This window comes from Cupriavidus basilensis OR16 (assembly GCF_000243095.1).
Lineage (GTDB): Bacteria > Pseudomonadota > Gammaproteobacteria > Burkholderiales > Burkholderiaceae > Cupriavidus > Cupriavidus basilensis_D.
Window position 1 is genome coordinate 19,644 of the sequence record NZ_AHJE01000026.1, and the last position, 25,723, is coordinate 45,366.

The window sequence follows — 25,723 nt, forward strand, 5'->3', positions numbered from 1 at the left end:
GCGTTTCCCCTGACCTCTAATTGGCTTCGTTGATCGTGAAGGCTTGTGGATCGACAAGCATCATCATCATCATCCCGCCCGGGAAGATATTGTTCGTGGTGATCTCACGCTCATTGTGCGAGTGCCACATGAAGGCGAACCCTGCCTCGCTCGTCGGAGGATTCGCGATCGTGCCCGAGGGCGGCGTAGTGCCCGTAGGCCCAACAGCGCGGGTCGTCGCATCGGGCCCCAGGTAAGGACTGCCGCCATACCAGGTACCGTTCGTCAGGATGTTCGCATCGGGTAGCGTGACAGGACCGCCACTGCCGACCTGGCCGAACGGATGGGTCTCGAGGGCTTTGTTATGGTCCTGGCACCACTCGTAGTAGTTCGGCGCCATCGGGTCTGCCGTGTAGTAACCGTTTGCGTCCGGGGTGCAGACCACCGGCTTGCCGAGGTATGCAGGGAACGCCTGGTCGGTGTACAGGCCGCCATCGACATGGCCATACACGTCCCAGTTGAGGCCTCTGCCCGTCCAGTAGAAGATGCCATCCATCGCCAGACCAGGCGTGGTCGTCGTGGTGAACAACAGCGGCCCGGCAGGCGAGACATTGTCGGTCTGGCTGAGTATCAGATTCCCGTCGCGCGCCAGCACCCGCACATGATTGCCGTGCTCATGGAACGGATGCTGCCAGCGGCCGGTACCGATGATTCTCAGCAGCACGAGCTCACCGGGATGCATATGCGGATTGCCGTTGTACGGCTGGTGCGGATACTGCACGGCATAATTCGGATCCATGTCATCGGGCATGGAGCGGCCATTGATCATGAAATAAGCCGGATGGTAGGGCTCGGTCTCGACCGTCATGCAGCCGTTGGGCCGTGTGCACGCCTTCCCGGCCGGTGTCCCGACCTGCTGCTCCGCCTGGGAATGGATGCGGGGATCCATCTCGGAGAACTGGAACAGGTACTCGCGGTCGTAGCACGCCGCGCTATTGGTGTAGGCTGCCGCCGCGTTGCGGAAGTCAGTCTGCCCGTCCGGCAGCGTGCTGCCGACGGCACGGCAGCCAGCAGGTATGGTGGTCGGCAAGACAATGATGGCGCCATACAGTCCCATCTCTATCTGCAGGTCGCCCTGCGTACCGCTGTAGTAACCATGGGTGCCCTCGGTCGTTGCGACGAAGCTATAGGTGACCGACCCGCCGTGCGCGGCTTCCCTGGTGAGCAGGCCCGGCACGCCGTTTGACGTGGTGACCTGAAACCCGGGGAAGAGAATCGAGGTATTGCCGGCGGCCGCCGGCAGGTTGTTCCTGAGCGTCACCGTCACGGTGTCGCCTTTCCTGACGATCAGCGTCGGCCCGGGTATCTGCATGTTCGGACAGGCCGCACCGGGGATGGCCGCAGGGGAAAAGCCGGCCGGCGCAGTGCCGCCGGCACGGCAGCCGTAGCCCCAGGAGTAGACGCTCGATCCATCGGGCTGGCTGATACGGGCCGCCTCTGCGGTCAGATCGAAGCTCGTCCCCGTGATACCTGGCGCGGCGGCGTGTGCCGGCATGCAGAGCAGCGCGGCAAAGATGACGGAGACGAGCCGCGCGAAAGTCGCGATCCACGTATGGCTGGTAGTGTGGCCCACGGCGCTTCTCCTATTTGCAGGACTTAGTAGTCAGGTCCACCGCCGCAGTGCAGATGTGGACCTCCGTCATCAAGCCACCGAAGTTCTCGGCGTCATTCGAGAGGTGATCCAGATTCGGCGTGTACAGGTAATACGTCGATCCCGCCGGGTAACGGTAATTGCCGCTTGCGTCCAGAACGCTTGCGTCCAGGATCACATCGATCGATTCACCGCCCCCCAGCGTGATCGAATTCGTGTCGTAGGCCAGGTTGTTGCCCGTCATATCGCGCAGCAATCGCGCGTTGACGCCGACGACATGCATCGGGATGCCGAGTGAAGCCAGCGTCTGGAACTCGCTGACGTCGAGATCCGAGATCCTCAGTAACGCCTTGCCACCGAGTGGAATGTTGATGACCGTCGGCAGCGGCTGCGAGAAATGCGCAGTGCCATCCGCCACTGGTGTACTCATGGCCCCCGGCGTTACCGTGTCCGGATAGCTCCGTCCGTTAAAAAGGAAGTACTTGTCCTTCATGTCGGTAAATGGCTCCGGGTTGAAGGTCATGCCGACGAAGTGGAAGTTCGGATCGAAACCATGGATCTGGATCGGATACTCGACATCGTAAGCGGTCGTGCCATCGCCGTCGTTGTAGGCGTACAGCGTCGGTGAGTTATTCTTGTTGGGCTGGTGGATAGCACCATTGTTCACACGCGGCAGCGGCGTCGAGCACAGAATGTCGCCGCCGCACTTCGTGCGCGGATCGCTCTGCTGGGCTTGCAACGCCGCGTACAGCGAACCGTTCAAAGGGACCCGGTTCTGGCGTGGCCGCACATAGATCTGACCCACCATGCCCATCTGGAGGTGCTCCGGCGGGGTGATGTGGCAGTGCCAGAAGTAGGTTCCCGCATCCGGCGCCAAGTAGTAGTAAGTGAAGCTGCCGCCAATGTTGATGGCGACGGAGGCATCCGGCACACCGTCATAGAACGCGGACGCATTCGGGTAGCCGTGGAAGTGCACGGTGTGCTGCTCGAACAGGTCGGGGCGCATGATCATTCCGACATTCGTCAGGGTCAGGAAGAATTCATCGTCCTCGTCGATCGCCATGGTAGGGGCCGGCATGTTGCCGTTCATGACGCCGACATCCATGATCGCCCGTGCATCGACGTGTCCCGTGATCGCGCCACCGGCATTCGGATCCGGGACGAGGCCAATCGCGCCATTCGGATCATCCGGCGTGCGAAACACGGACGCCTTCTGCGTGCCCGGGAGGCCGTTCTTGATGTCAGTGATGCCTGACAGTGGACCGAAGGCGAACAAGTAGGTCTGCGTGCCGTCGCCCATCGTCGCGTAGCCGTCACCACCCGAGATCTGCTGACACTTGATTCCATCGCTGACCACACCCGCGGCCGACTTTGGATGAAGCGGCGTTTCTTCAGGACATTGAACCCGGAATGACTGGGCCATCGCGGGTAGAGCGAAGAGAAGCAAGACCAGCGCCGACACGCCGCCGCGATATATGCGAGTACTAAACATATAACCTCCTTCCTGCGGGTCAGCCAGCACGATTCCCGTAGGACATCAATTTCCACGCCTGCGGCAACGACACCCGTCCTTGCCGGTCATCACTGATTTCCGCGGATCTCTCCCCACGCCTGTATTGTGGATAACGCCGATGAAGGTTTGCATGGGTCAACACCCTACTGATGCGGTAGGGCAATCCATCGAAGGCCCGGCCGTGCCGGCCACATCATCTGGACCGCCCGTTTGGACTGAACGGAGAGGCGTTGTTCACGCCTGTGCGCCGGCCAGCTGCATCGCCTTGTCCGGTCGAATCCTGCTTGCTCGGAAGCGCATTGCTCGCGCGGCTTCGGCGGCCCGGTGGCAGATAGAAAAACTGCCACTCGGCATAGGTTTTCGCATTGGCGAAATCCGCGTAGCGCCTGGGGAAATTCGCGTGTTTGATCGCGGGCGCCGTGGACTTGCTATACACACCGTAAATACGATCGCCGTCGCGGAGGAACAACCAGTCGTTCTTACCGGTGATCGGGTCCGGGTAGGCACGTCGCAGATGGTGTAGCGGCACCGGGAAGCGCTTGTCTTCCAGCAGATCGTCGACCGACGCCGGCAGTGTCCGGCCGGCCTGGTAGTAGCGTTGAATCGCCAGCCTGTACTGGTTGCCGACGAACAGCAACTCCTCTTCCTGCAGCCGCTGCCGTTGCAGCGCCCATACATCGAGCGCGCCCAGCAATGCCACCGAAACAAGGATCAGCGCGATCAGCAGCGTCAGCAGGACGAGGCCGCGGGCACCGTCACCCTGGCGATGCCGCCTTGCACGATGCGTACAGCGAAGGCGGCTCATTTTTCCGGCGCCACGGCAGCGGCCGGAACCGCCGCCGCTTCGCTCGCCGGCGCGACGTCATAGACGCCGGCCTTATCCGCATCCGGCGACGCGATGACCGTCCAGCTGGTGCCGCCCGTGACCGGATCTTGCGGAACGCTGCGCAGATAGTGCTTTAGCACCAGCTCGTCCAGGTTCTCGGGATACTCGCCATTGTCACCGAAGTATTTATCGATCGCATCCCGCATCACGGCAAGATTCTGCCGCTGCACCTGCTCCTTGCCGCGATCGATGCTACGAAGATAGCGCGGTAGCGCAATGGTCAGCAGCAAGCCGATGATCGCCATCACGACCACCAGTTCGATCAAGGTAAATCCATGGAGCCTGCGGCTGCGAACGCGTTTCATCGTGGGCCTCACCAATCTTTGTAGGGGATGCCGTTCAGACCGAGGCGGTCAGCCTTGGATGACACGTCAAACACGTCATTGCCGCCTTGCGGGCTGCTCTCCACGCTGCCATAGGCACGCGAGTTCCAGGTGTCCTCCGCCGGCGTGGTGGCATCGCCGTTGAAGAACGGATCGCGCGGCACGCTGCGCAGGAACATCAGCAGCCCAGCCTTGGGATCCTTCGCATCCTTGACACCGGTCACCAGCACGGTGAGTGTCGGTGGATAGCCGGAAGCGCCGACCTCTCTTTCGATCGATCCGTAGTCACTGGCGTCCTTGTAGGCGTCCAGCGCGGTACGGATCTGTCGCAGCGCGAGCCTTAGCTCCTGCTCCTTTTCACGCTGCACCATCAACTCGGAGAATGGCAGGATCGCCAGCGCGACAATGCCGACAAGTGCCAGCGTCACCACCAGCTCCATCAAGGTGAAACCGCGGCCATGGAGAAGCGGGCGGCCACGGCAACGTGCGGACTGGGCCTGGAGTGTCATGAGTCAATGCGTCCCGTTGGGGACCGGATAGAGTGGGTTGTCGCTGGACATATCGCCCGGCGGCATCTTCAGGATTGAGGGTGGCGTGGAAAAGGGCCCTGCCGCGGGTGCTGGCGCCTGCGTCGTGCCAGCCGCGCTTGTCGCGTCCTGCGCAGCCGCGTTCGCATCAGCCGGCGCGGCGGCCACCGGCGCCGGCGGCGCGGCCTGGATGGCCGGGAACCGCCCCGCATACGGATCCACTGGCGGGGTAGTCCGCGGCGCCGCCGGAGCCTGCCCGAGCGAGCCCCTGGGCGGCAACGGAGGGGGCGCCGGCGCAGTGGCGCCGCCACCCGCGGCGGCAGGTGCGCCCTCTCCGGTGGCCGCACCGCCGACACTCGCCGGTGCCACGGGTGCCACGGGTGTCACAGGCGCCGCGGGCACCACGGTTCCGCCGCCAACCCTTCCTGGCTTGACCGGCGCCACGGGCGCGGCAACGGCGGGCGTTGCGGCACTGGCGGGATCGAGACGCAATTGCTCCGTGCGCACATTGGTGTCCGTGCCGGACCAGATTTCACGCGTATCGGCATCCGCGATGCGTTGAGGACGGATGATATGCGGGGTGATCTGCAAAACGATTTCCGTCTTGACGTGGTCGCCGTTGTGATCCGAAAACAAGCGCCCGAGAACCGGCAGCTGGCCCAGGCCAGGCACCTTGTCCGCCGTGGTGCGATCGGCATCCGAGATCAGGCCACCGAGAACCTGTGTCTCGCCGTCCCTGAGACGCAGACTGGTCGATGCGCTGCGTGTGCCGATCTGGTAAGCCAGCGAGCTCAGGCCAGTCTGTGCGTTGCTGCTCGATATTGTCTTCGTGATATTGCTGACCTCGAGACTGATCTTGATGCCGACGTCGTCGTCGCGGTAGACCTGCGGCTCAACCTCAAGCTTGATACCGACATCCAGGTACTGGATATTTTGCGCATAGGACGGACCACTGGTGCTCGGGGTGCTCGAGCTCGATATCACCGGCACCTTGTCGCCAATCAGGATCTTTGCCTTTTCCTTGTTGCGGGTGCGGACTTGTTGCGGGTGCGGATGCGAGGGCTCGCGAGCAGGTTCGCATCGGTATCCGTCAGCTTGAAGTTGGCGGTTGCCGACAGCCCGCTGACCACCAGCTGGTTGATGGGCAGCGTGTGCAGGGCGCCCCATGTGGACGCCGTGCTTGGCGTGGCCATGGTGAAGCTGTTCGGCCATGCAATCCCCAGGTCTGTCAGCCGTTCATGCGAGACCTCCAGGACTTGAACCTCCAGCATGACCTCGGGTTCGGGAAGGTCCTGTGCGGCGATCAGCTGTTCCGCGAGCCGAATGGTGTCGGGTGTTCCGCGAATCGACAGGGTGTTGGCGTGTTCGTCGATCACGATCTCCTTGATCTTCAGCAAGCTCTTCAACAAGAGCTGTACCTGCTTGGCATCGATGTTCGACAGCTGGAAGGTTCGGACCTTCAGCTCCTGGTACTCCAGTTGCTTGTTTGGCGTGGCTGGATAGATGAAGAGCGTGTTCGCGTTCAGGACCTTCTTGTCCAGCTGGTTTTGCAACAAGATCAGATTGACCGCGTCCTCGATCGCCGCGTTGGTCACGAAGATCGTCGTCTTGAGGTCGGTGCGCACATCACGGTCAAAGATGACGTTCAAGCCCGACGTGCGCGACAGTGCTTCAAAGACCATCCGCACGTTCGCGTCGCGAAACTGCAGCGTCACCGGCGTACGCATGATCGATGCGGCCGCGCTCTTTTCCTCGCGCGCGGCCCGCGTCTGCCGCCGCTTGTCTTCGATCAGCCTCATCATCTGCTGTGCCTGGACATTGGTCGGATTCTCCGCAAGCACCTCGCGCACACGTTCGGCCGCGCTGTCATATGAGCCGCGTTCAAGCATGCGCTGAACCTCCGCCAGGATGACAAGATCGCGCAAATCGATCTGCAGTGCCGCGCCCAGCTTCCGCCCTCGCTCGCTGGTGGGATCGATCCTGCTCGCCTCGTCGAGCTTCAGCACGGCTTCATGAAACTGGTAATTCGCTCGCAGCCGATCCACCTCATCCAGGATCGCGTTCATCTGGCCGTTGCGTTCGTGCATGTAGTTCAGTTGTATCTCCGCATCGGTGGGCTGGCGAACGCTCGCCGTACGCAGCGCGCCTGGCTCCAGCGCGCAGCCACCGAGCAGCATCGCGATCAGCGCCGCACTGAATCGATGCGCGTGGTAGCTGGCATAACTCGCGCGGGGAGCCGTGCAAACTGACGCGGCTATCGACCTGAGGGACGCGTCGCAGCGCTCTACTCTGCAGGCAGCGTCGGATCTGCATCGGGATTTCATCTACTTTCCTTCGCCCTGGGTGGACATGACCTGTTTCACGTTAAGCGGCAGATAGGTAAAGGTCGCACCTGTTGCCGTGATCGCCTCAAGGCGGTATTGCCCGTCGATCACATCGCCCAGCGATACGATCAACAAACGGTCGCCGTTGCTCAGGAACACTTGCTCCTTCGATACGTCCGCGCCCAGCGCGCCCACATAGGCAAATGGCAACGGCGGCGCCGTGGGTGCCGGAGGGGGGAGGGCCGGAGCCGGCGGCGCCGGTGGCGCAGGCGGGGGGAGCCAGGACGAAACGCTGAATGGATCGTGCGCTGTCTCTGGCGACAGGGGCGCGCGCAACGCCGCAAGCCGCTCGCGCGGAGCAACCTTGGCGACCGTGCGCACCGCGGGTTCGCTCGCCGCGGCTTGCGTGCGCTGCGCCGTCCCCGCGGCCGGAGCCGGAGGGGCGGCCGGCAGGACGCCTGTCTTGCTCGGGATGTTGCGCCCATAGGCTGCCTTGATGGCAGAGACCCCGCTTGGCGCGCGGTGCTGTGGCGCCTGGTCCCAGCCCATCAATGCAGCAGTCGCCAGCCCGGTGCCGGCGATCAGCATTCTCCTGGCGAGCGCGGTGTTCATGGCCGGCTCGCCCGATAGATCAGATCGAAGCGGATACGGGCCTCGAGAACATTGCCGTCCACCGCTGGCCGTTCGACATGAATCTCCTGCAGCGCGGCGTTTGGCACGCTGTTGAGAACGGATGCGACAAAACGGCGAATCGTGCCGTACTGATCCTTGACCGGCAGCACGACCTGATAGTGCGTAAATCCTGCCCCGGGCTCCGTGACGATCTGGTACTGGGCCGAACCCAGGGTCAGATGGCTCTCGCGCGCCTGGGAGAAGATCACGGCGATATCGTTCCCGCTGTCGGCGAAGGTCGTGAACAAGGCCGGCAGCTTGCCCAGGGAATTCACTTCGGCCGGCGCCCGGCCAGCGTCGCCGGGATACCGTGTTTTCGCGGTACGAGCCTGCCGTGCGCTGTCGAGCATGCCTCTCGTCTGCGCCTCGACGGTGGGAATCGCGGTCCACGTCAAAGCGGCCACGCCCAAGGCCAACGCGCCAACAAGGCCTGGCACGCCAAATGTGCGCCGCAACTCGAAGTGCAGGGTCAACAGCAGATCGGCAAGCCGGTGGGCCATCATGGCTTTCTCCATACTGCGACGATCTGGAAGCGAACCGGCGTCCCGGGTATGTTGGTCTCGATCAGGTGACCGCTCAACACCGCCTCGTGCAGGAGCACGCTGCCCTGCAGGTACTTCAGGTAAGCGATCATCGCATCGGCATCCTTGGCCTCGGCCGTGATGCGGATCTGGCTTTGCGCGGGACTTTGATCAATGCCGATCAGCGCAATATCGCGGGCGGGATAGTCTTCCACGATTGAGAGCAGGCTCTGCCATGGCACGGTGAGCTCGCGCAGGATCGCCTCGCCCTGCTTTTCTGCCAGCCTGGCGGCAGGGGTGGGGGCCGCCTTGGGCAGGTGCTTGCTGGAGGTTTCTTCGCGCGCGGCAATCTCGAACTGGGTCCGGGCACGATCGTTGTCCTGATACGCATGCCACAGTGTCCTGGCGCTGAGCAGCAGCATCAAGCCCGCCAGAACCAGCACCACGACACCGGTTGGCGCCAGGGTTGCCGGGCGCCGGATGAAATCGATCTTGAGCAGCGGCATCATAGCGCGAACCCCATCAAGCGCAGCGGGGCTGAAGCGTTCGACACGATATCCTGCAAGCGGCGCACGGTGGCGAACCGTTGTTCGAACGCCGAAGGATCAAGGTCGAGCCCGCCTAGATAGATCGTGCAGTCTTCTCGCCGCGTGTTTGAAAACCGCTCGAAGACCTGCTCGGTAATGGCCGCAAGCCGCAAAGTATCGGCGACATCGTCGGCAAACAGGCGCTGCGCGCCATAGGCGACCCAGCGGTCATGCTCCATCAACACGGCGTGCAGTACGGTTTCGGCCACCACCACCAGCATCGAAGCGCTGCCGTCGACGCTATGGCGGGCCCGATTCATCGCCTGCGGCAGCCCGAGCATCAGGCTTTGCACTTCGACACGGGCATCCGCGCTGACATCGCGGATGCCATCGTGCAGCGATCTCGACAGCGCGCTGGCGAACACTGCCCTGCCTCCCCGCTGCATCACGGTGCGGATCATGATGGCATCGCCATCCAGCCCGAACGTCTCCGCGAAATAGCTCCGGGCGATATCTTCGACCTCCCGCGCGCGCACGGTGCGGAAGTCGCCCCGCAGGATCCCGTGATTGGCCCAGAAATCATCGAGCACGATAAACGCTCGGCGCTTCGATTTCGTCGCCGGTCCAGGAACACCGGGGGCCTCCGCCAATGCCCGCCGGAGGACGTCGAGCGCCCCTTGCTCGGAGAAGTGCAGTGCCTCCTCCATCGCGATGCAGGCGTGCTCGACGGCCGGCGGCAGGGACGGCGGCGCGGTGACGGCCCTTACCCCGCGGCGCGCGCGCTGCGCCAAGCGCAGCAGATGCTGCAGCCTCGTGGGGCGCACCCCGACCGCTGCGGCACAGGTGCCCAGCCCGATTGCGAGGACATCATTCGACGATCGTGACACGATTGATCTCCTCGAGGGTCGTCTCACCCTTCGCCATCAGGCGGACCGCCGCGGTACGCAGGGTCTCCATCCCGTGGCGCAGCGCCGCGCTCTTGATGCGGCCAAGCGGCGCCCGCTCCGACAGCAGCTCACGCAGTTCGTCGTTCATCCGCAGCGCTTCCGCAATGGCGCGTCGCCCACGATATCCCGAGCCACGGCAGGCGGCGCAGCCCAGACCCCTGCGGAAGCGAAAGCCCGCTGCCACCTCGGGATCGATCCCGGCGCGTGCCAGCGCGTCCGTGTCCCCCGCCTCCTCGATCGCGCAATCGGCGCAACATTGGCGAACCAGGCGTTGCGCCACCACGCCGTTCAATGCGGATACAAAGCTATAGGGATCGACGTCCATATTGGTGAAACGGCCGATGACATCGAACACGTTGTTCGCGTGCACGGTCGTAAAGACCTGATGCCCCGTGAGCGCCGCCTGCACGGCGATCTGCGCGGTCTCCGGATCGCGGATTTCGCCGACCATGATCTTGTCGGGATCGTGTCGCAGGATTGAACGCAGCCCCCGGGCGAACGTCAACCCCTTGGCTTCGTTCACCGGAATCTGGAGGATGTCGCCCAATTGATACTCGACCGGGTCTTCAATCGTGACTATCTTGTCCAGGCCGTCGTTGATTTCGGTCAGGATTGCGTAGAGGGTGGTGGTCTTGCCGCTGCCCGTGGGTCCCGTCACGAGCAGCATGCCATACGGCATCGATGCGACCGAGCGCATGAAGCGCATATCGGCCTCCTGGAAGCCAAGCGCCTCGAGCGTCAAGCCACCCGACGCCTGCGACAGCTGGTAGCGATCGAGAATGCGAAGAACGGCATCCTCGCCGAACAGGTTCGGCATGATCGACACGCGAAAATCGATGTCCCGCCCCGCATACTGGGCCTTGAAGCGACCATCCTGCGGCACCCGCCGCTCGGCGATATCGAGCTCCGAGATCACCTTGACGCGCGATAGCACCTGATCGGCGACGCCTCGGCCTTCCGCCCGGCCGACCACCGTCAGCACACCATCCACACGGCATTTGATCACCAGGCCGTTCGCCCTGCATTCAAGGTGAATATCGCTGGCCTTCATCTTCAATGCGTCGTAGATCGTCGAATTGAGCAGGCGCACTACCGCGCTGTCGTCGCTGCTGATGCCCTGTAGCGTCAAGGCCAGCGCGGACGGATCATTGGTGCGCTGTATCGGGTCATCGAACGCAAGCGTGTCCAGTGCACGCACATCCTTTTCACGCGCGGCCAGGTAGGCAGTCAGGTCCCCAACACTGGCCAGCGACCAGCTGTAGTGCACTGTCGGGTGTGCGCGCATGCGTTGATCGACACAGCTGCGGGTTCGCGTGTCCAGCGGGTCGGCGATCACGAATAGCAGGCCCGTGCCCTGCCGGAATCCTACGCACAGCCTGGTAGCCGCCTCGACAAAGGGAATGACTTCAAACTCCGGTTCAAGCTGATGGAGTTCACGGATACTGATCGGGGCCATCCTGAACTCGGCCGCCAGTTGCGCGAGAACCTCGTCGGCCCCCATGGGCTGTTGTGCGAACAGTGCCTCGAGGGCGCGTATCCCGGAGCCGTGGCGCTCGCCGAGCTCGCGCAGGGTGGTCCGGAACTGAACACTCCCTCTTTCCGTATTCGCGCCGTTCGGATTCATGACGTACCTATTGAAGGCTGGAGGCTATTTCGAAAATTGGCAAATACATCAGGACGACAATGCCGCCGATGACGACGCCGATGAAGATCATCATCATTGGCTCGACCAGCCGCGAGATCACGTCGATGGCCCGTGACACCTTCGCCTCCTGGAATCCCGCGATCTTGTCGAGCACCGGGCCCAGGCCGCCGGTCTTTTCGGCGACGGTCAGCAGTCGATATGTAATCGCGCTCGCCAGCCCGCAATCCTGGAACGCGTCGGACATCTTTCCGCCGTTCCGGATGGAATTCATCGCCGTGGCGAGCGCCACGCGGTCGCCACGGCCGATCAGGCCACGGGCGAGATCAAGTGCCTGCACCACTGGAATGCCGCCGTCGACCAGCATCGCCGAGGTTCTGAAGAACTGCGACTGGCGATAGATACGGAAATGCGCGCCGATGCCGGGCAATGCAAGAATGCGATCGGCGATCCAGTCGCGCACGCCCTGCCGGCGCAGCACGACGACCGATCCCAGCAGCAACACCACGAAGCCCAAAGCCAGCGAAGACCCGTGCGCGTGGACCAGGCCGCCCCAGGCCATCAGCCATCGCGACAGCAGCGGCAGCTCGCGGCCGCTGTTCTCGAGCAGGTTCGCGAAGCGCGGGACAACAAAAGCCAGCAGGAAGAACACCACGGCCAGCCCCACGACCATCAGGACGGACGGGTAGATTGCCGCGGAAACCACCCGGGCACGCAGTTCTCGCAACGTGGCGCTATTGCGTGAATAGCGCTTCAGGCTTTCGGCAAGGCCGCCAGTTTGTTCGCTGGCCTTGACACAAGCTATCAGGACAGTCGGGAAGACTTCATCCGCATGCTCGAGCGCCGCGGACAATGCGTGGCCCTCATCCAGTTGCCTTAGCAGTTGCCGGTAGATTCTTGCCGAGGCATCGCGGCGCTCGTTGCTGCCCAGCGTGCGTAGGGCGTCGATCACACCAACACCGGCGTCTAGCAAAGCGGCCAGCTCTCTGGCAAAACAACTCGACGTCGAACTTCGTTACCTGCAGCGTCATCCAGCGGCCAGGCCCGCGCTTGGCGCCAGCGGCGAGCCGAATCGATACCACGCGCAGCCCGCGCGAGCGCGCTGTTGCGGCCGCACTGGCCGGCGAGTCGCTGTCGATGTGGATTGACTGCACCTCGCCGCAGGTATCAAAGACGCGCATCAGGTACTTCACCTCGTTCTCCCTGTCCGGCCATCCAAGCAGCGCGCTACCTCTTCGCAGGCAGGGCACGCTTACCAGGACGTGACATCCGCATTCTCGCCATCGCCTCCAACTTGCCCATCCTTGCCGAAGGAGACCAGATCGTAGTCACCATGCTCGCCTGGCGAGCGGTATTGATAGGGCCTGCCCCATGGATCCGGCGGCACGGCCTTCTCCAGGTAAGGCCCGCTCCAGCGCGGCTCGTTCTGTGGCTTTGCCACCAGCGCTTCGAGCCGCTCTTCCGTGGTCGGGTAGGACCCCACATCCAGGCGATACTGGTCTAGCGCCTTGCCCAGGGAGCTGATCTGCGCCTTGGCAATGCTGATGTTTGACTTACCGAGTTGAGCGAAGTACTTTGGTGCAACAAGGCCTGCCAGCAAGCCGATGATGACCAGGACGACCAGCAGTTCCAGTAGCGTGAAGCCCTCGGTTCGCCCCCAATTCTTCAGTTGCGTATCGATGCGCATGGATAACCCCTTGCCCTCGGAACGATAGCCTCGGCACAACCGCGGCCTTTTTCTCATTCTTGGCTAGCGAACGATGGGAAAGAAGTAGGGATACCCGCCGAACGCCATGGGTAGAGACCCTCCACATGGCTACGGCAATGAGCCGTATTGGCTTTTGGGTTTCCGGGTACATACAATAGGACACACCTGAAGGGAATAGCACTTGGGTGGCGTCTTTCCGTGTTCCTGGGCATCGCCGTTGCATAAAGAGGTGACCGGCGCAATCCGTCCATCTCGCGCGGACCGCGGCCGCAGCAGCACTTTAGGAGTTCCGATGAGCGCAAGCACTCCCCACGGAGGAGAGCATCTGAAACTGCGTGACGTCACCGATGCAATGCGCAAGATGATGGCCGCGATCGATTCGAGCAACAGGGTCCTGCGCGCGATAACAGATGTTCATGGTGCCGCTCTGGCCATTCTCGCGCCGGGCGGACGGTTTTTGTCGGCGAACAGCAGCGCCGCGGCGATGTTTGGCTACTCGATTGTGGACTTGATAGGCAAGTCGCTTGTCGATCTGGTTCGGGACAGCGACCAGGAGCGCGTTAGCGAGGGATTCTCCGGCAGTGCGTCCAGTGCATTTCACTCCTTTGGCGCGGTCTTGCGCGGACGGGGGGGCCGGGATACCGATATCCTGTTGCACAAGCAACCCATTGCGGATAGCGAAGGCAACTTCAGCGCGTTCCTGGTTGTCTTCGAGGAACCCGTCATTTTGCCAAATGGCAGCATCGAGGCGCTGAGCCGTCCTGAGTCGGAGCTTCGCCGGCTCTACACGCACCTGATGATCGGGCAGGAGAAAGAGCGCAAGCGAGTCTCCTCCGAACTCCACGACGGCCTCGGGCAGGCACTGACCTTGATCAAACTGATGGTTGAAGATTCCCTGCTGCGCATCGAGCGGGGCGCCCCAGGCTGCTGGACGATCTGGGCCTGGCCCCCGCTCTGGCATCGCTGTGCAGGCAGGTAGAGCACGGCAGCGGGAAGGTGGTCGTCATCTTCGATTGCCGGGTCAGGGAGGACGAGGTGCCGGATGGTCTGAAAGCGGATATGTACCGCGTGGCCCAGGAGGCAATGAACAACGTCGTGAAGCACGCGGTGGCAACCGAGATCAGGGTGACATTGCAACGCAACGCCAACGACATCCTGTTGACGATACAAGACAATGGCATTGGCTTCGAGCAGCTTCCCCTGTCAGCCGACGACGCGTCCTTCTCTGGGCTAGGCCTGATCGGGATGCAAGAACGGGTCGAATCCAACGGCGGGAGCTTCTCGCTCCAGTCAAGCCAGCGCAGCGGTACCCTCGTCTCGGCAACGTGGAGAATCTGAACCGCCGCGGCACAACGGCAACGTGCCGGCATCGGCCTGTGGTGCGTGCACGCGGCTCATGGCCGCACAAGGTCCGCGGGCGGCGCTCCTCGTGCCGCCCGCGCCAACATGGCCTTGAATGCCGCCGCCTGCCACCACCGCACCAGTCAGCCTATTCCTGAGCGCCAGCGCCAAGGCCACCAAGCCGATCATCGTTTCCGGCAGTGCTGCCGGACTGGTCACGGCGAACGTCGCCGCCGCTTTTCACGTCGCGTTTCACGTCGCTATCCGCGTTGCCATCGGGGGCCACATCTGCATGCGTCAGTGGCGGATCTTCGGCGCGATTCGGGTCGTAGTATCGCTTGGCCAGAGAAGTGATCAGGCCCATGTTGATTGCGATCAAAACCAGTCCAGTCAGATTCGTGATCCCTAGTTTATGCATCAGGCTGGCACGATATTTCTCGATCGTCTTTGGACTGAGGTTCAGATATTGCCCGGCCTGCTTGTTGGAGCGGCCTTCCGCAACCAGCTTCAGGACGCTGCGTTCCCTGGCCGTAAGCACGTCCCACGCATTCTTGTTCGAAGCCGCATGGTCATTTCCGCTAACAAACGATTCCACCAGGTTTCCATACATTTCCGGACTCAGGTGCTTCTTGCCCTGCATGACGGCATGCATTGCAAAAACCAGGTCCTCGAATGAAGAATCCTTCAAGACGTAGCCATCCACCCCGGCGCGCAGCGCCTCCCGTACGTACTCGTCGCTTTGGTGAACAGTGAGCGCAATAATCCGAACGGCCGGCGTTCGGCGTCGGATCGCGGAGATCGCATCGATTCCGTTCATGCCGGGCATCGAAAGATCCATCAGGATCAGGTCCGGATTCAATGAGATGGCAAGATGACACGCTTCTCTGCCGTCTTTTGCCTCACCGACAACATTGAACTCGCCGATGCCGGATACCATCGAGCGTAGGCCGCTTCGTAGAAGGTGATGATCTTCGACGATTAAAACGTTATATTTTATATTCACTTCCCCCTCCCTTTACCACCCTATTTTCTTCTGTTATTCATTACTGCGATTGGCTAAAATCAGCGATGTTCTCCCATAAAGCATGGATCAACAAATCCGCAGCCGTAAGTGCTGCCGGCATGAGAAAAGTGCCCGCCGGGGGACGGGGCACAAAACGGTTCAACGATCATGCGATCGTGCTCGCAATGCGCCTGATCCGATCGATGCGGGTCCTCCTTGGTTTCGGCGTGATGCTCCGCTGGCATGGAGATGCCGCGGCAGGCCGGTGCAACCCTCCCAGCGTTTGCTCATCATGAGCCTCTCCCAGTGGTCTTCGCGTTCCGTAACTTTCTGTAATACAAGGCTAGGAACTAAACTCACGGAGATACACCGCCCAGATGGATTAGGGCTGTATTCGGCACAATCCATTCAGATACAATTTCAATGCACTTCATCTAATACATTAATGTCATGTCATGCGCTGGCCAACACGGCGCTTTTCGCGCAATGCCTTGGACGCCCTGCACCCTGCGCGAAAGGCAGCGGTATGCACCAAGGCTCGAGACGCACTAGGTCAGCCGTCCCTGACGGCCCGGGCGATCCGCTTGTGCCGAGGGAGAAGAGCCTGGCGTCATGAACAGTCACGGCCGGGCCGGAATACCGGCACGACCAGGGCAAGCTGCACAGGCGCCTCGCCATCATCCATCCGGACTACTGCTCCGTCGAATTCCTTGCCCCATCGTCGGCCATGCTGTCATGGCTCATCGGCTCGTCTGTCATCTGCTGCTCGCTCATGCTGTCGGCGCTCGCCGGCTCGTCCTTCATTGGCTCCGCGGCCATGCCATGGTAGTCCTGCGCATCGCTCTGGGTCCCTTCCTGCGCCGTGACTTCGTGATTCATCAGGCTTTTGATGGCGATGTCGCTAACCGTGTCATCGGCAGCAAGGACGCCCGCGGCTGTGAACGCCAGGCTGCAGGCAAGTGCGGTAGCGGTAAGCTTGTTCATGATGGTCTTCCTTAGCGATTCAACAACGGCCCGGGACATCCAGCGGGGCGAGGCGACGCCAGTCCCAGGGTCTGCCACTATGCTCGGCCAGGCAGGTAATAAGAGAAGTAGTAATCCACGCCAAAGGGCATGGGCAAGATCCCCCAATGCAAGACGGTAAGGGTCACAGCCCCCAACATTCATCTCCTGTGCGATGCGACTCCTTGGTGGGCAACCCTACTTCACCTGTAGGGTGTTGACCCATGGCGAGCGTGACTGGCCGCCACCAAAATAAAGGCTTGGAGGAGTCAAGTGCCGCGGCGTGCCGCTGCTGTCCTTCGACCCACGGCAGCGATCGTATTGACGACACGCAACCGGGAGATGCGAATGAGAACGAACGCCTTGAGCTTCATAGCCGCTTCCATCGCCTTCGCGCTTGGCCAGGCAGCACCCGTTTTCGCCCAGCAGGCCACCAGCAAGGACAACAGCAGGTTGCCAACGGACACGTTGGCGATCGTGAATGGCGTGGCAATTCCGCTAGCGCGGCTTAGCGACGCCATGCGCGCGGCGCGTCAGCCGGATACGCCGGAGCTGCGCCGGCTGTTCAAGCAGGAACTCATTGCGCGCGAGGTCTTGCGCCAGGGTGCCGAACAGCAGAACTACGGCATGAAGCCAGCGGTTCAGGATGCGGTCAATGCAAGCAAGGCCGCTGCGGAGACGGAACTCTACTTGCGGGACAATATCCATCCCGAGCCGATCACCGATGCACAGGTGAGCGCACGCTACCACGAGATCGTCGGCTTGATGGGCAACGAGGAGTACAAACTGCGAATTCTGTCCGTGGCTGACGATGCTACCGCAGCCAAGGTGCTTGAGCGATTGCGTTCAGGTGCGGCCTTCGACGCGCTCGTGCGCGAGTACAGCATTGCGTCGAGCAAGGCAGACGGTGGCGAGATGCCGTGGGTGAGTTTCAAGACACCGGCGGCCGAGGGAAAGACGCAAGGCGTGCCGTTGGCGGTCGCGCAGGCCGTGACGCAACTATCCGCCGGCGGCGTTACGCCCACGCCGATTGCCGTCGATAGCGTTCGCGTGATCGTCAAGCTGGAGGCCAAGCGTGCGACGCAGGTGCCGACCCTCGATCAGATGAAGGGCGCGATTCGCCAGCAGCTGCAGGTGCTCGCCCTCAAGAGCGCGAGCGCTGGGTTCATCAGTGCCCAGATGCAACGCGCGACGATTCAGCAATAGTGACGGCAGTCGCCTCCTGACGGGAGGCGGGAGGCGGGTTGTCAATCGCCCCGAGGTACCCAGCGCCTACGGAGCGCTCCTGCTTGCGCTCAGGCGCCGATAATGCGCCATCACCATCGGCACATAGCTTTGCGTTTCCGCATACGCGGGGATGTGATAGCCCGCCCGGATCACCGCATTCTCTCCCGCGTTGTACGCTGCCAGTGCCAGCTCAACATCGTCTCTGAACAGATCCAGGAGAAAGCGCAGGTATTTGGCGCCGGCCAGCACATTGTCGCGGGGATTGAGTATGTCGCCCGCGGAGAACCGCCTGGCGGTCTCCGGCATCAACTGCATCAGGCCGCGCGCTCCCTTCTTGGACACCGCGTTCGGGTTGTATCCGGATTCGACCACGATCACCGCCGAGATCAGCTCGGGTGGCACCCGGGCATCGCGGCTGGCCTCGGCAATGATCTCGGAATACTGAGCGGAATCCATCGTCGCGGACGCGGCGGCGTTGTCCTTTCTTGCGCCCCGCGCTGCCGGCTCACTGGAGGTGACAACCAGGTGCAGCGCCGGATTGCCCGGCCTGTCTGTCAGCATGATCGATCCATCGGCACCGACGGCGCCGAATATCTGGGCCTTTGCCACGCACGGGCAAGCCAGGCCCAGTGCGAAGGACGCAATGAGAAAGCCAGCTCTCGGCAAGGGCGGCAACACGCGAGCACGCATCTGGATATCCCCCAAACTGCATTGTGCAGATGAGTGATGAGATGCGGCATGGGTTGGTTCCCTACTGCTGCGGTAGGACAAGCCATCGCATCCCGAGCCAGGGGTGGGTGCACCCAAGCGAGCAGGAGTAGATCTCCCCCTTAACGACCGCGCGTGGCTGACCTAGAGTTTTCTGTAAGGCTGACGCCGAGCGGAAGACCGACGGGAGAACCGCAATGAAGACCCCCTGTGCTGTCATTAAAAGCGCCATGCTTGCGCTTTGGTTGCTCGGCAGTTTTGGCTTCATGCCACAGACCGAAGCCAATCCGCTTTTTGCCCGGCAAACCGGCCTGAATTGCGCGTCCTGTCACACGATCTATCCTGAGCTGACACCATTCGGACGGAAATTCAAGCTTGGCGGATACACGCTGGGTGAACGCGAGAAGGTGCCGCTAGCGCTGATGGCGGTCTTCTCACGCAACTCCATCAACGACAATACCGACAAATCGACCGGCGACAAGCTCTACGGCAAGAACAACGAGTTTGTTGCCGAAGCCATCAGCCTGTTCTCCGGCGGGAAGATCACGGACAACGCCGGGGCCTTCATCCAGTGGACCTACAACAATATCAGCACCACGGATAACCAGACGTTCGCCGGGCATAGCGCGCTCGACAATACGGATCTACGTGTCGTGAAGCTGTTCGGGTCGGAAGAGAAGCCAACCATTGTCGGCCTGACATTGCATAACAACCCCACCGTTCAGGACGTTTTCAATACGGCGCCGGCCTGGAGCTTTCCGTACTGGAGCCCGAGCATCGCGGCCCCGGGCCGAGGCACGCTGACGTTCCTTGAGTCGGGTGCCCGGGTTGCGGGGATTGGTGCCTATGCGCACGTGCTCGATGCCCTATACCTTGAGGCGACCTCATATCAAACGGCAAAAGGGGCGCTATCGGTCTTGCGCGCGGGTACCCCCGATAGCCAAAGAGTCTCGCTTTCTGGCGCCAATCCGTACTGGCGTATCGCCTATACCATCGGCGATGAACACCAGAATTTCATGATCGGCCACTTTGGAACGATTGCCTCGGTCGAAGCACCGGACAGCGGCGGCACACCCGCGGACCGGTTTCGCGATCTTGGATTCGATGCCCAATACCAGTTCTTCAGCAAGGATGATCACCACATCATCAGCGCACAGGCTGCCATGATCAACGAGAAAACCGACTGGCGATCCGGATTTCCCAACGGGGGCAACGACAATCCCAGCTCGAGCCTGCGCTCGACCCGGGCGAAGATCACCTATCTATACGACCGCACCTATGGCATTACCGCCGGCGCGTTCAAGGTGACGGGCGACGCCGATTTCGCCAGGTTCGGCACCACAACAGGCAAGCCGGATACGTCGGGCTATCTCGTCGAACTGAACTATTGGCCGAAGTTCAAGTTTGCCTGGGACCCGCAAATGAACGTGCGCTTTGGTCTTCAATATACGGGCTATACCAAGTTCAATGGTAGCCACTCGAACTACGATTCGACACTCAGGCGCGCGGCGGATAACAACACCCTTTTCTTCTATGCGTGGTTCATGTTCTAGGCCTTGATCAGGGAGGAAGCGCCGTGAAAACAATGATACCGTTGAGCCGCCGAAACTTGCTTCGTCGCGGCACCATCATACTGGGATCCATTGCTCTGATTCCGATCGCGATTCACTCACCGGCCGCCAAGGGCGCCTCGGCGACGAAGGGGATGCTCCACTACCAGGATAGCCCTAAGGATGGCAAATCGTGCTCTGAATGCACTTCCTTCAGGCCCTCGACAACGCCGGATTCCGATACTGGCACCTGCAAGGTTCTGGAGGGCCCTATCAGTCCTCACGGATGGTGCATGGCTTTTTCGCGCCGGTGAGTCCGCATCCCTGAGCAAGGCTGTCTTGGCCGCTGCGGCAGGGCGCGCTGCGGTTGTCAATTTCTGGGCCGGCTAGTGCGCGCCGGGTTGGACGCCCGGTCCGGTCCGCATGCGGCCATGCTGCCTGACGCCACCGACGTTAATTCAAATATTCTGAACAATATATCCGGACAAGGCTGGTCTAACGCACCGATGATTCTCCTATAGTTCGTTACATGGACGGCGCACACAAACAAAGCAACGTTCTGGCAGGCGCAGCGAACAATCAATGAAATTCAACGAATTTTAAGATACTGGAGAACATCATGACCAAGACCTTCGCCCTCAAGCTGGCTTCCACCCTCGTGCTGTCGCTCGCCGCCATCGGCGCCGCCCAGGCCGCTTCCGCCAAGGACACCCACGCCGGCGACAAGTACGGCTACGAATTCCGCACCTCGGTGCCCGCCGACAAGTATGGCTACGACTTCCGCGCAACCGATGCCTACACCGACGGCGCACGTGCCGGCAAGTTTGACCCGTACACCGATGGCGCGCTGGTCGCCGGCCTGGACCGCTCGGGCGTCTCCGCAACGCCGGCCCGCAGCTTCGATGCCTACACCGACGGCGCCCGCAGCGGCAAGGTCGATGTCTTCACCGAGGGTGCCAACGCCTGATGCCGTACCCGCAACTGGCCATCCGCCACGACACCGCCTGAGATGCGGTGTCGTGGCATGCCCGCTGCGTAAAAGCCCGCCGGCCTCATGCTCGACTCCGGGTGCTTCAAGACACCCATACAAATTGTTACCTCTCCGTCCATTCACTGACACCGATCGGACATGGGCGGTTGATAGCGTCTCCCGGCTGCCCTGTGGCAGTCATTCGAGGAGATATCATGCGAGCAACAAGAAGGCTTACCCTGGCCGTGGCGCTGTCGCTGTCATGTGGGCTGGCCACGTCCGCACGCGCGGACGACGACGCCCGTCAGCCGCGTGCCAAGCATGTGCTGCTGGTTTCGGTCGATGGCCTGCATCAGGCCGACCTGGACTGGTTCGTCAACGCAAATCCAGCCTCCACCCTTGCGCAACTGGTTCGCCATGGCGTCGCCTACCGGAATGCGCAAACGCCGTTCCCCTCGGACTCTTTCCCCGGCATGGTCGGCCAGGCGACGGGTGGCAACCCCAGGACCACCGGCATCTATTACGACGACGCCTACAGCCGCAGCCTGCTGCCGGCCGGCACCACGGCCGCGAGCTGCCACAGCGCCAAGCCGGGCGCTGAAGTGTATTTCGCAGAAGTGATAGCGAAAGACCTGAACCGGCTCGACAGCGGACAGGGCATCCCCGGCCTGTACTCGGACTTCACCAGGATTTCGCAGCTGACCGGGCACCCGCAAGACCTGATCAACCCGGCCTTGCTGCCGGTCTCCGCGCAGACCTGCCAGCCGGTTTATCCGCATCAGTATCTCAAGGTCAACACGATCTTCGAGGTCGCGCACAAGCATGGGCTGCGCACCGCCTGGTCGGACAAGCACGCCGCCTACGAGATTCTCAACGGGCCGTCCGGCCAGGGCATCGACGATCTGTTTGCCCCCGAAATCAACAGCTCGGTAAGCGATCCGTCGCTGCCCGCCGGCCCGGGTAACGACTGGACCAAGGACAACACCAACACACAACGCTATGACAGCTTCAAGGTACAGGCCGTCCTCAACTGGATCAAGGGCCACGACCATGCCGGCAACGGCTCGCCGGGCACCCCCGCCATCTTCGGCATGAACTTCCAGGCCGTGTCGACCGCGCAGAAACTCAACAAATCCAGCTACTACACGGATCCGAACAACACCGCCACCATCGTTGCCGGCGGCCTGGGCGGCTACACCATGAACGGGACCGCGCCCGGCGTGGTGCTGCAAAGCGCGCTGACCTTCGTCAACAACCAGCTGACGACAATGGTCGGCGCCCTCGACCGCACCAACACCGTGGTGGTCCTGTCGGCCAAGCACGGCCAGTCCCCGCAGAACCGCACCGATCTCACCATCACGATCTCACCATCATCAACGATGGCGACATGATCGACGCGCTGAACTGCGCCTGGGAAAAATACGCCGCCACGTGCAAGGACTCGTCCAAATCCCATCTGGTGGCCCATGCGATCGACGATGACGGGATCCTGATGTGGTTCAACGACCGCTCTCCCGCCGCCGTCAGCTTTGCCAGGACCTTCCTGCTCAGCTATTCGGGCAACGGCCTCGGCTCCGACGCTGCTGGCAACGCCATCGCCAGGGCCTTCAGCCAGGCGGGCGTGAGCAAGATCTACGCTGGCGAAGAAGCCGCTGACCTGTTCGGCGTGGCGCGCGGCGACGATCGCGTGCCGGATCTCGTCGGCATTGCGCAGCAAGGTACCGTCTGGGCCGGCGGCAAACTGTCGAAGATCGCCGAACACGGCGGCGACGCCAAGCAGGACCGTCACGTACCCATCGTTGTGTGGGGCGCAGGCATCGACCAGAACATCGTCGACGAACCGGTCCAGACCAACCAGATCGCGCCGACCATCCTCGCATTGCTTGGACTCAAGCCGCACGAGCTGCAAGCGGTGCAGGCCGAGCACACCAAGGTACTGCCGCATCTGCATTGAGCGGCGCCGGGACAGCAGCGCAAGCTGACCGTCCCGGCAGCCTAGACACTCTGCAAGCCATCTAATGTCTCTGAAAGGACTTTAATGCCTTGCAAGCACAGTTGTGCTTGCGGTCGCCGCCCCGCCTCATCTCCGCGCATCGCCATAATTCCAGTTTCTGGAATTGACAAATCCCGACCTCGCCATTCCCTGACATCTTCCGCCGGCATCACAATGCGCTTTGCGCAAAGCAGCGCAGGCACCTGGCTCGTCAGCCAGCCCTCGTCCCCGTTGCACCACCCCCACAAAAACATGAGAACCATCACGATCAACGGTAAGCCGCAAAAGATCGACCTGCCCGACGACGCCCCGCTGTTGTGGGCCGTGCGCGATCACATCGGCCTGACCGGCACCAAGTTCGGCTGCGGCATGGCCCTGTGCGGCGCCTGCACCATGCATCTGGACGGCCAGCCGATCCGCTCCTGCGTGACCCCGATCTCCGCGGTGGCCGGCAAGAAGATCACCACCATCGAGGGCTTGTCGGCCGACAAGATCGGGCAGGCCTTGCAGGCAGCGTGGGAGGAATTCGGCGTGCCGCAATGCGGCTACTGCCAGGCGGGCCAGCTGATGTCCGCCACGGCGCTGCTGCACACCAACCCGCACCCAAGCGAGGAAGACATCGACGGCGCCATGAGCGGCAACATCTGCCGCTGCGGCACCTATACGCGCATCCGCGCCGCCATCCAGCACGTCGCCAAATCGAACTTGGCGGCGAAGCCGGCTGCCCAGCCGACAGGCAAGAGGAGCGCCAAATGAGCCAAATCAGCCAACTGCAATCCGCCGGACGCCGCGCCTGGCTCAAGAGCATGGGCGCCCTCGCCGGCCTGGCGCTGGCCGTTGGCCTGGACGGCATCGTGCTGGCCGCCGATGAGCCCAAGAAGTACGGCCGCGACGGCATGCCCGGCGGCGCCGTCGACAGCCCGCTGGTGTTCCTCTCCATTGGGGAAGACGGCAAGGTGAGCATTGTCTGTCACCGCTCCGAGATGGGCCAAGGCGTGCGCACCAGCTTGCCGATGGTGGTGGCCGACGAGCTTGAAGCCGACTGGGCCCAGGTGCGGGTCGTGCAGGCGCCCGGCGACGAAATCCGCTACGGCAACCAGAACACCGACGGCTCGCGCAGCGTGCGGCATTTCTTCGAGCCGATGCGGCGCGTGGGCGCCAGCGCGCGGATGATGCTGGAAACGGCGGCCGCAGCCCGCTGGAATGTGCCGGTGAGCGAAGTGCAGGCACGCAACCACGCCGTGGTCCACGTGCCCAGCGGCAAGAGCCTTGGCTTCGGCGCGCTGGCGAAGGACGCCGCGAGCCTGCCCGTGCCAGCGGCTGCCAGCCTCAAGCTGAAGGACCCGGCCCAGTTCCGCTATATCGGCAAGGACAACACGCGCAGTATCGATGGCCACGACATCGCCACCGGACACGCGCGGTACGGTATCGACGTACGGATGGACGGCATGTTGTACGCCGTGATCGCCCGCCCACCGGTGTTCGGTGGCAAGCTCGCCAGCGTCGACGCCACGCAGGCCATGAAGGTGCCCGGCGTGATCAAGGTAGTGGAGCTGGCCGGCAGCCCCGCGCCCGCCCTGTTCCACCCGCTGGGGGGCGTGGCGGTGATCGCCACCAATACCTGGTCGGCCATCAAGGGCCGCGAAGCGCTGAAGCTGCGCTGGGACGATGGCCCCAATGCCAGCTACGAATCCGGTGCGTTCCGCGTCGCCATGGAACAAGCCGCGAGCCAGCCCGGCAAGGTAGTGCGCAACCAGGGCGACACCATGGCCGCGCTGGCCGGCCCCGGCAAGCGCATCACGGCGCAGTATTACCTGCCGCATATCGCGCACGCCACGATGGAGCCGCCGGTTGCCACGGCGCGCATCGCCGATGGCAAGTGCGAGGTATGGGCATCGGTGCAAGCGCCGCAGGCCACGCGTGAAACAGTGGCCGGGCATCTCGGCCTGAAGCCGGAAGACGTCACGGTGCACGTGACCCTGCTGGGCGGCGGCTTTGGCCGCAAGTCCAAGCCGGACTTTGCCGCCGAGGCCGCGCTGCTGTCCAGGGCCATGGGCGGCAAGCCGGTCAAGGTAACCTGGACGCGCGACGACGACCTGCATCACGACTACTTCCACACCGTCTCCGTCGAGCACATGGAAGCCATGCTCGGCGCCGACGGCAAGACGCAGGCGTGGCTGCATCGCACCGCCGCTTCCACCATCACGTCGACCTTCGTGGCCGGCGCGAAGAACGAAGCCGCGTTCGAGCTCGGCATGTCGGCGGTGAACATGCCGTTCGACATTCCCAACGTGCGCGTGGAAAACCCGGAGGTGCAAGCCCACACCCGCATCGGCTGGTTCCGCTCGGTGTCCAACATCCCCCACGCCTTCGCCGTGCAGTCGTTCGCGGCGGAACTGGCGGCGGCAGCCGGGTGCGACCATCGCGACTACCTGCTGGCGCTGCTCGGCCCGGACCGCCGCATCGACCCGACGCATCTGTCCGACACCTGGAACTACGGCGAGTCCCCGCAGCAATATCCGCTCGATATCGGCCGCCTGCGCGGCGTGATCGAACTGGCCACGCGCGAAGCCGGCTGGGGCAAGACGCTGCCGAAGGGGCACGGGCGTGGGGCTGGGCGGTCTGCTACAGCTTCGTGACCTATGTGGCGGCGGTGATCGAGGTGAGTGGTGGCCGACGGACGGCAGCATCAGCGTGCCGCGCATCGAC

At 62.6% G+C, this 25,723-nt stretch carries 25 protein-coding genes and 2 pseudogenes; 10 read left to right on the top strand and 17 right to left on the bottom strand.

Going from position 1 to position 25,723, the window contains the following annotated elements:
* Positions 1-16: 16 nt before the first annotated feature.
* The 14 genes and pseudogenes from OR16_RS10695 to gspG all read right to left on the bottom strand — a co-directional run bounded on the left by OR16_RS10695 (position 17) and on the right by gspG (position 13,199).
* The gene (locus OR16_RS10695; RefSeq protein WP_006157985.1) at positions 17-1,612 is read right to left on the bottom strand and encodes a multicopper oxidase domain-containing protein; all 1,596 of its coding nucleotides are present in this window, start codon (positions 1,610-1,612) and stop codon (positions 17-19) included.
* A gap of 10 nt (positions 1,613-1,622) precedes the next feature.
* A complete protein-coding gene (locus OR16_RS10700; RefSeq protein ID WP_043419252.1) occupies positions 1,623-3,122 on the bottom strand; it encodes a multicopper oxidase domain-containing protein in 1,500 nt (499 codons plus the stop codon).
* Positions 3,123-3,336: 214 nt separating this feature from the next.
* Positions 3,337-3,879 carry a type II secretion system protein gene (locus OR16_RS10705; RefSeq protein WP_237717017.1) on the bottom strand — a complete coding sequence of 181 codons (543 nt, stop codon included), beginning with the start codon at positions 3,877-3,879 and terminating at the stop codon, positions 3,337-3,339.
* 65 nt (positions 3,880-3,944) lie between these two features.
* Entirely contained in the window at positions 3,945-4,334 is a 390-nt protein-coding gene (locus OR16_RS10710) for a type IV pilin protein (RefSeq protein ID WP_006157988.1), read from the bottom strand.
* An 8-nt stretch (positions 4,335-4,342) separates the two neighbouring features.
* A complete protein-coding gene (locus OR16_RS10715) occupies positions 4,343-4,792 on the bottom strand; it encodes a type II secretion system protein (RefSeq protein ID WP_006157989.1) in 450 nt (149 codons plus the stop codon).
* A gap of 72 nt (positions 4,793-4,864) precedes the next feature.
* Entirely contained in the window at positions 4,865-5,869 is a 1,005-nt protein-coding gene (locus tag OR16_RS48185; protein ID WP_423739648.1) for a type II secretion system protein GspD, read from the bottom strand.
* A gap of 11 nt (positions 5,870-5,880) precedes the next feature.
* The gene (locus OR16_RS48190) at positions 5,881-7,056 is read right to left on the bottom strand and encodes a secretin N-terminal domain-containing protein (RefSeq protein ID WP_423739649.1); all 1,176 of its coding nucleotides are present in this window, start codon (positions 7,054-7,056) and stop codon (positions 5,881-5,883) included.
* Between the two features lie 147 nt (positions 7,057-7,203).
* Complete coding sequence (locus OR16_RS44520) at positions 7,204-7,815, bottom strand: hypothetical protein (RefSeq protein ID WP_006157990.1); 612 nt, start codon at positions 7,813-7,815, stop codon at positions 7,204-7,206.
* A complete protein-coding gene (locus OR16_RS10730) occupies positions 7,812-8,378 on the bottom strand; it encodes a hypothetical protein (RefSeq protein WP_006157991.1) in 567 nt (188 codons plus the stop codon). The genes OR16_RS44520 and OR16_RS10730 overlap by 4 nt, the downstream gene beginning before the upstream one ends.
* A complete protein-coding gene (locus OR16_RS10735; protein ID WP_006157992.1) occupies positions 8,375-8,905 on the bottom strand; it encodes a hypothetical protein in 531 nt (176 codons plus the stop codon). The genes OR16_RS10730 and OR16_RS10735 overlap by 4 nt, the downstream gene beginning before the upstream one ends.
* The gene (locus tag OR16_RS10740; RefSeq protein WP_043419255.1) at positions 8,902-9,810 is read right to left on the bottom strand and encodes a hypothetical protein; all 909 of its coding nucleotides are present in this window, start codon (positions 9,808-9,810) and stop codon (positions 8,902-8,904) included. The genes OR16_RS10735 and OR16_RS10740 overlap by 4 nt, the downstream gene beginning before the upstream one ends.
* On the bottom strand, positions 9,791-11,494 hold the full coding sequence (locus tag OR16_RS10745) for a GspE/PulE family protein (protein ID WP_043419257.1): 1,704 nt from the start codon (positions 11,492-11,494) through the stop codon (positions 9,791-9,793). The genes OR16_RS10740 and OR16_RS10745 overlap by 20 nt, the downstream gene beginning before the upstream one ends.
* Before the next feature lie 7 nt (positions 11,495-11,501).
* Positions 11,502-12,705 (bottom strand): annotated as a pseudogene (locus tag OR16_RS10750) (type II secretion system F family protein).
* A 59-nt stretch (positions 12,706-12,764) separates the two neighbouring features.
* The gene (gene gspG, locus OR16_RS10755; protein WP_006157996.1) at positions 12,765-13,199 is read right to left on the bottom strand and encodes a type II secretion system major pseudopilin GspG; all 435 of its coding nucleotides are present in this window, start codon (positions 13,197-13,199) and stop codon (positions 12,765-12,767) included.
* A 313-nt stretch (positions 13,200-13,512) separates the two neighbouring features.
* Here gspG and OR16_RS10760 point away from each other — a divergent pair, with 313 nt between their 5' ends.
* The gene (locus tag OR16_RS10760; protein ID WP_237717013.1) at positions 13,513-14,199 is read left to right on the top strand and encodes a PAS domain-containing protein; all 687 of its coding nucleotides are present in this window, start codon (positions 13,513-13,515) and stop codon (positions 14,197-14,199) included.
* Between the two features lie 17 nt (positions 14,200-14,216).
* Complete coding sequence (locus tag OR16_RS45555) at positions 14,217-14,558, top strand: sensor histidine kinase (protein ID WP_237717014.1); 342 nt, start codon at positions 14,217-14,219, stop codon at positions 14,556-14,558.
* Between the two features lie 151 nt (positions 14,559-14,709).
* Here OR16_RS45555 and OR16_RS10765 read toward each other — a convergent pair whose 3' ends face one another.
* Together OR16_RS10765 and OR16_RS10770 are read right to left on the bottom strand one after the other, a co-directional pair.
* Positions 14,710-15,564, bottom strand: a complete 855-nt coding sequence (locus OR16_RS10765) for a response regulator (protein ID WP_081488739.1) — start codon at positions 15,562-15,564, stop codon at positions 14,710-14,712.
* A gap of 690 nt (positions 15,565-16,254) precedes the next feature.
* Complete coding sequence (locus OR16_RS10770) at positions 16,255-16,548, bottom strand: hypothetical protein (RefSeq protein ID WP_006157998.1); 294 nt, start codon at positions 16,546-16,548, stop codon at positions 16,255-16,257.
* A 366-nt stretch (positions 16,549-16,914) separates the two neighbouring features.
* Here OR16_RS10770 and OR16_RS10775 point away from each other — a divergent pair, with 366 nt between their 5' ends.
* Positions 16,915-17,772 (top strand): peptidylprolyl isomerase, encoded by an 858-nt coding sequence (locus OR16_RS10775; protein ID WP_006157999.1) that lies wholly within the window; start codon positions 16,915-16,917, stop codon positions 17,770-17,772.
* A 66-nt stretch (positions 17,773-17,838) separates the two neighbouring features.
* Here OR16_RS10775 and OR16_RS10780 read toward each other — a convergent pair whose 3' ends face one another.
* Positions 17,839-18,483 (bottom strand): lytic transglycosylase domain-containing protein, encoded by a 645-nt coding sequence (locus OR16_RS10780; RefSeq protein WP_006158000.1) that lies wholly within the window; start codon positions 18,481-18,483, stop codon positions 17,839-17,841.
* Positions 18,484-18,698: 215 nt separating this feature from the next.
* Here OR16_RS10780 and OR16_RS10785 point away from each other — a divergent pair, with 215 nt between their 5' ends.
* The 7 genes and pseudogenes from OR16_RS10785 to OR16_RS10805 form a co-directional block, all read left to right on the top strand.
* Positions 18,699-20,054, top strand: a complete 1,356-nt coding sequence (locus tag OR16_RS10785; RefSeq protein ID WP_006158001.1) for a hypothetical protein — start codon at positions 18,699-18,701, stop codon at positions 20,052-20,054.
* Positions 20,055-20,206: 152 nt separating this feature from the next.
* Positions 20,207-20,365: a high-potential iron-sulfur protein gene (locus tag OR16_RS45560; RefSeq protein WP_237717018.1), complete on the top strand. Its 159-nt coding sequence runs from the start codon at positions 20,207-20,209 to the stop codon at positions 20,363-20,365.
* A gap of 305 nt (positions 20,366-20,670) precedes the next feature.
* Entirely contained in the window at positions 20,671-21,018 is a 348-nt protein-coding gene (locus OR16_RS10790; RefSeq protein WP_006158002.1) for a hypothetical protein, read from the top strand.
* A gap of 218 nt (positions 21,019-21,236) precedes the next feature.
* Positions 21,237-22,412, top strand: coding sequence for an alkaline phosphatase family protein (locus tag OR16_RS10795; RefSeq protein WP_237717015.1), 1,176 nt, complete (start codon positions 21,237-21,239; stop codon positions 22,410-22,412).
* On the top strand, positions 22,409-22,975 hold the full coding sequence (locus OR16_RS45565; RefSeq protein ID WP_237717016.1) for a hypothetical protein: 567 nt from the start codon (positions 22,409-22,411) through the stop codon (positions 22,973-22,975). Before OR16_RS10795 ends, OR16_RS45565 begins: the two co-directional genes overlap by 4 nt.
* Before the next feature lie 291 nt (positions 22,976-23,266).
* Positions 23,267-23,770 carry a (2Fe-2S)-binding protein gene (locus tag OR16_RS10800; protein WP_043419279.1) on the top strand — a complete coding sequence of 168 codons (504 nt, stop codon included), beginning with the start codon at positions 23,267-23,269 and terminating at the stop codon, positions 23,768-23,770.
* A pseudogene (locus tag OR16_RS10805) lies at positions 23,767-25,723 on the top strand (molybdopterin cofactor-binding domain-containing protein); the annotation flags it as partial. The gene OR16_RS10800 and the pseudogene OR16_RS10805, both read left to right, overlap by 4 nt.

What these genes read in the sequence shown, in the direction of transcription:
- OR16_RS10700 (WP_043419252.1), bottom strand. Translation starts at nt 3,122, where the DNA reads ATGTTTAGTACTCGCATATATCGCGGCGGCGTGTCGGCGCTGGTCTTG.
- OR16_RS10710 (WP_006157988.1), bottom strand. Translation starts at nt 4,334, where the DNA reads ATGAAACGCGTTCGCAGCCGCAGGCTCCATGGATTTACCTTGATCGAA.
- OR16_RS10715 (WP_006157989.1), bottom strand. Translation starts at nt 4,792, where the DNA reads ATGGAGCTGGTGGTGACGCTGGCACTTGTCGGCATTGTCGCGCTGGCG.
- OR16_RS48190 (WP_423739649.1), bottom strand. Translation starts at nt 7,056, where the DNA reads ATGCTGCTCGGTGGCTGCGCGCTGGAGCCAGGCGCGCTGCGTACGGCG.
- OR16_RS44520 (WP_006157990.1), bottom strand. Translation starts at nt 7,815, where the DNA reads ATGAACACCGCGCTCGCCAGGAGAATGCTGATCGCCGGCACCGGGCTG.
- OR16_RS10730 (WP_006157991.1), bottom strand. Translation starts at nt 8,378, where the DNA reads ATGATGGCCCACCGGCTTGCCGATCTGCTGTTGACCCTGCACTTCGAG.
- OR16_RS10735 (WP_006157992.1), bottom strand. Translation starts at nt 8,905, where the DNA reads ATGATGCCGCTGCTCAAGATCGATTTCATCCGGCGCCCGGCAACCCTG.
- OR16_RS10745 (WP_043419257.1), bottom strand. Translation starts at nt 11,494, where the DNA reads ATGAATCCGAACGGCGCGAATACGGAAAGAGGGAGTGTTCAGTTCCGG.
- gspG (WP_006157996.1), bottom strand. Translation starts at nt 13,199, where the DNA reads ATGCGCATCGATACGCAACTGAAGAATTGGGGGCGAACCGAGGGCTTC.
- OR16_RS10760 (WP_237717013.1), top strand. Translation starts at nt 13,513, where the DNA reads ATGAGCGCAAGCACTCCCCACGGAGGAGAGCATCTGAAACTGCGTGAC.
- OR16_RS10770 (WP_006157998.1), bottom strand. Translation starts at nt 16,548, where the DNA reads ATGAACAAGCTTACCGCTACCGCACTTGCCTGCAGCCTGGCGTTCACA.
- OR16_RS10775 (WP_006157999.1), top strand. Translation starts at nt 16,915, where the DNA reads ATGAGAACGAACGCCTTGAGCTTCATAGCCGCTTCCATCGCCTTCGCG.
- OR16_RS10780 (WP_006158000.1), bottom strand. Translation starts at nt 18,483, where the DNA reads ATGCGTGCTCGCGTGTTGCCGCCCTTGCCGAGAGCTGGCTTTCTCATT.
- OR16_RS10785 (WP_006158001.1), top strand. Translation starts at nt 18,699, where the DNA reads ATGAAGACCCCCTGTGCTGTCATTAAAAGCGCCATGCTTGCGCTTTGG.
- OR16_RS45560 (WP_237717018.1), top strand. Translation starts at nt 20,207, where the DNA reads ATGCTCCACTACCAGGATAGCCCTAAGGATGGCAAATCGTGCTCTGAA.
- OR16_RS10790 (WP_006158002.1), top strand. Translation starts at nt 20,671, where the DNA reads ATGACCAAGACCTTCGCCCTCAAGCTGGCTTCCACCCTCGTGCTGTCG.
- OR16_RS10795 (WP_237717015.1), top strand. Translation starts at nt 21,237, where the DNA reads ATGCGAGCAACAAGAAGGCTTACCCTGGCCGTGGCGCTGTCGCTGTCA.
- OR16_RS45565 (WP_237717016.1), top strand. Translation starts at nt 22,409, where the DNA reads ATGATCGACGCGCTGAACTGCGCCTGGGAAAAATACGCCGCCACGTGC.
- OR16_RS10800 (WP_043419279.1), top strand. Translation starts at nt 23,267, where the DNA reads ATGAGAACCATCACGATCAACGGTAAGCCGCAAAAGATCGACCTGCCC.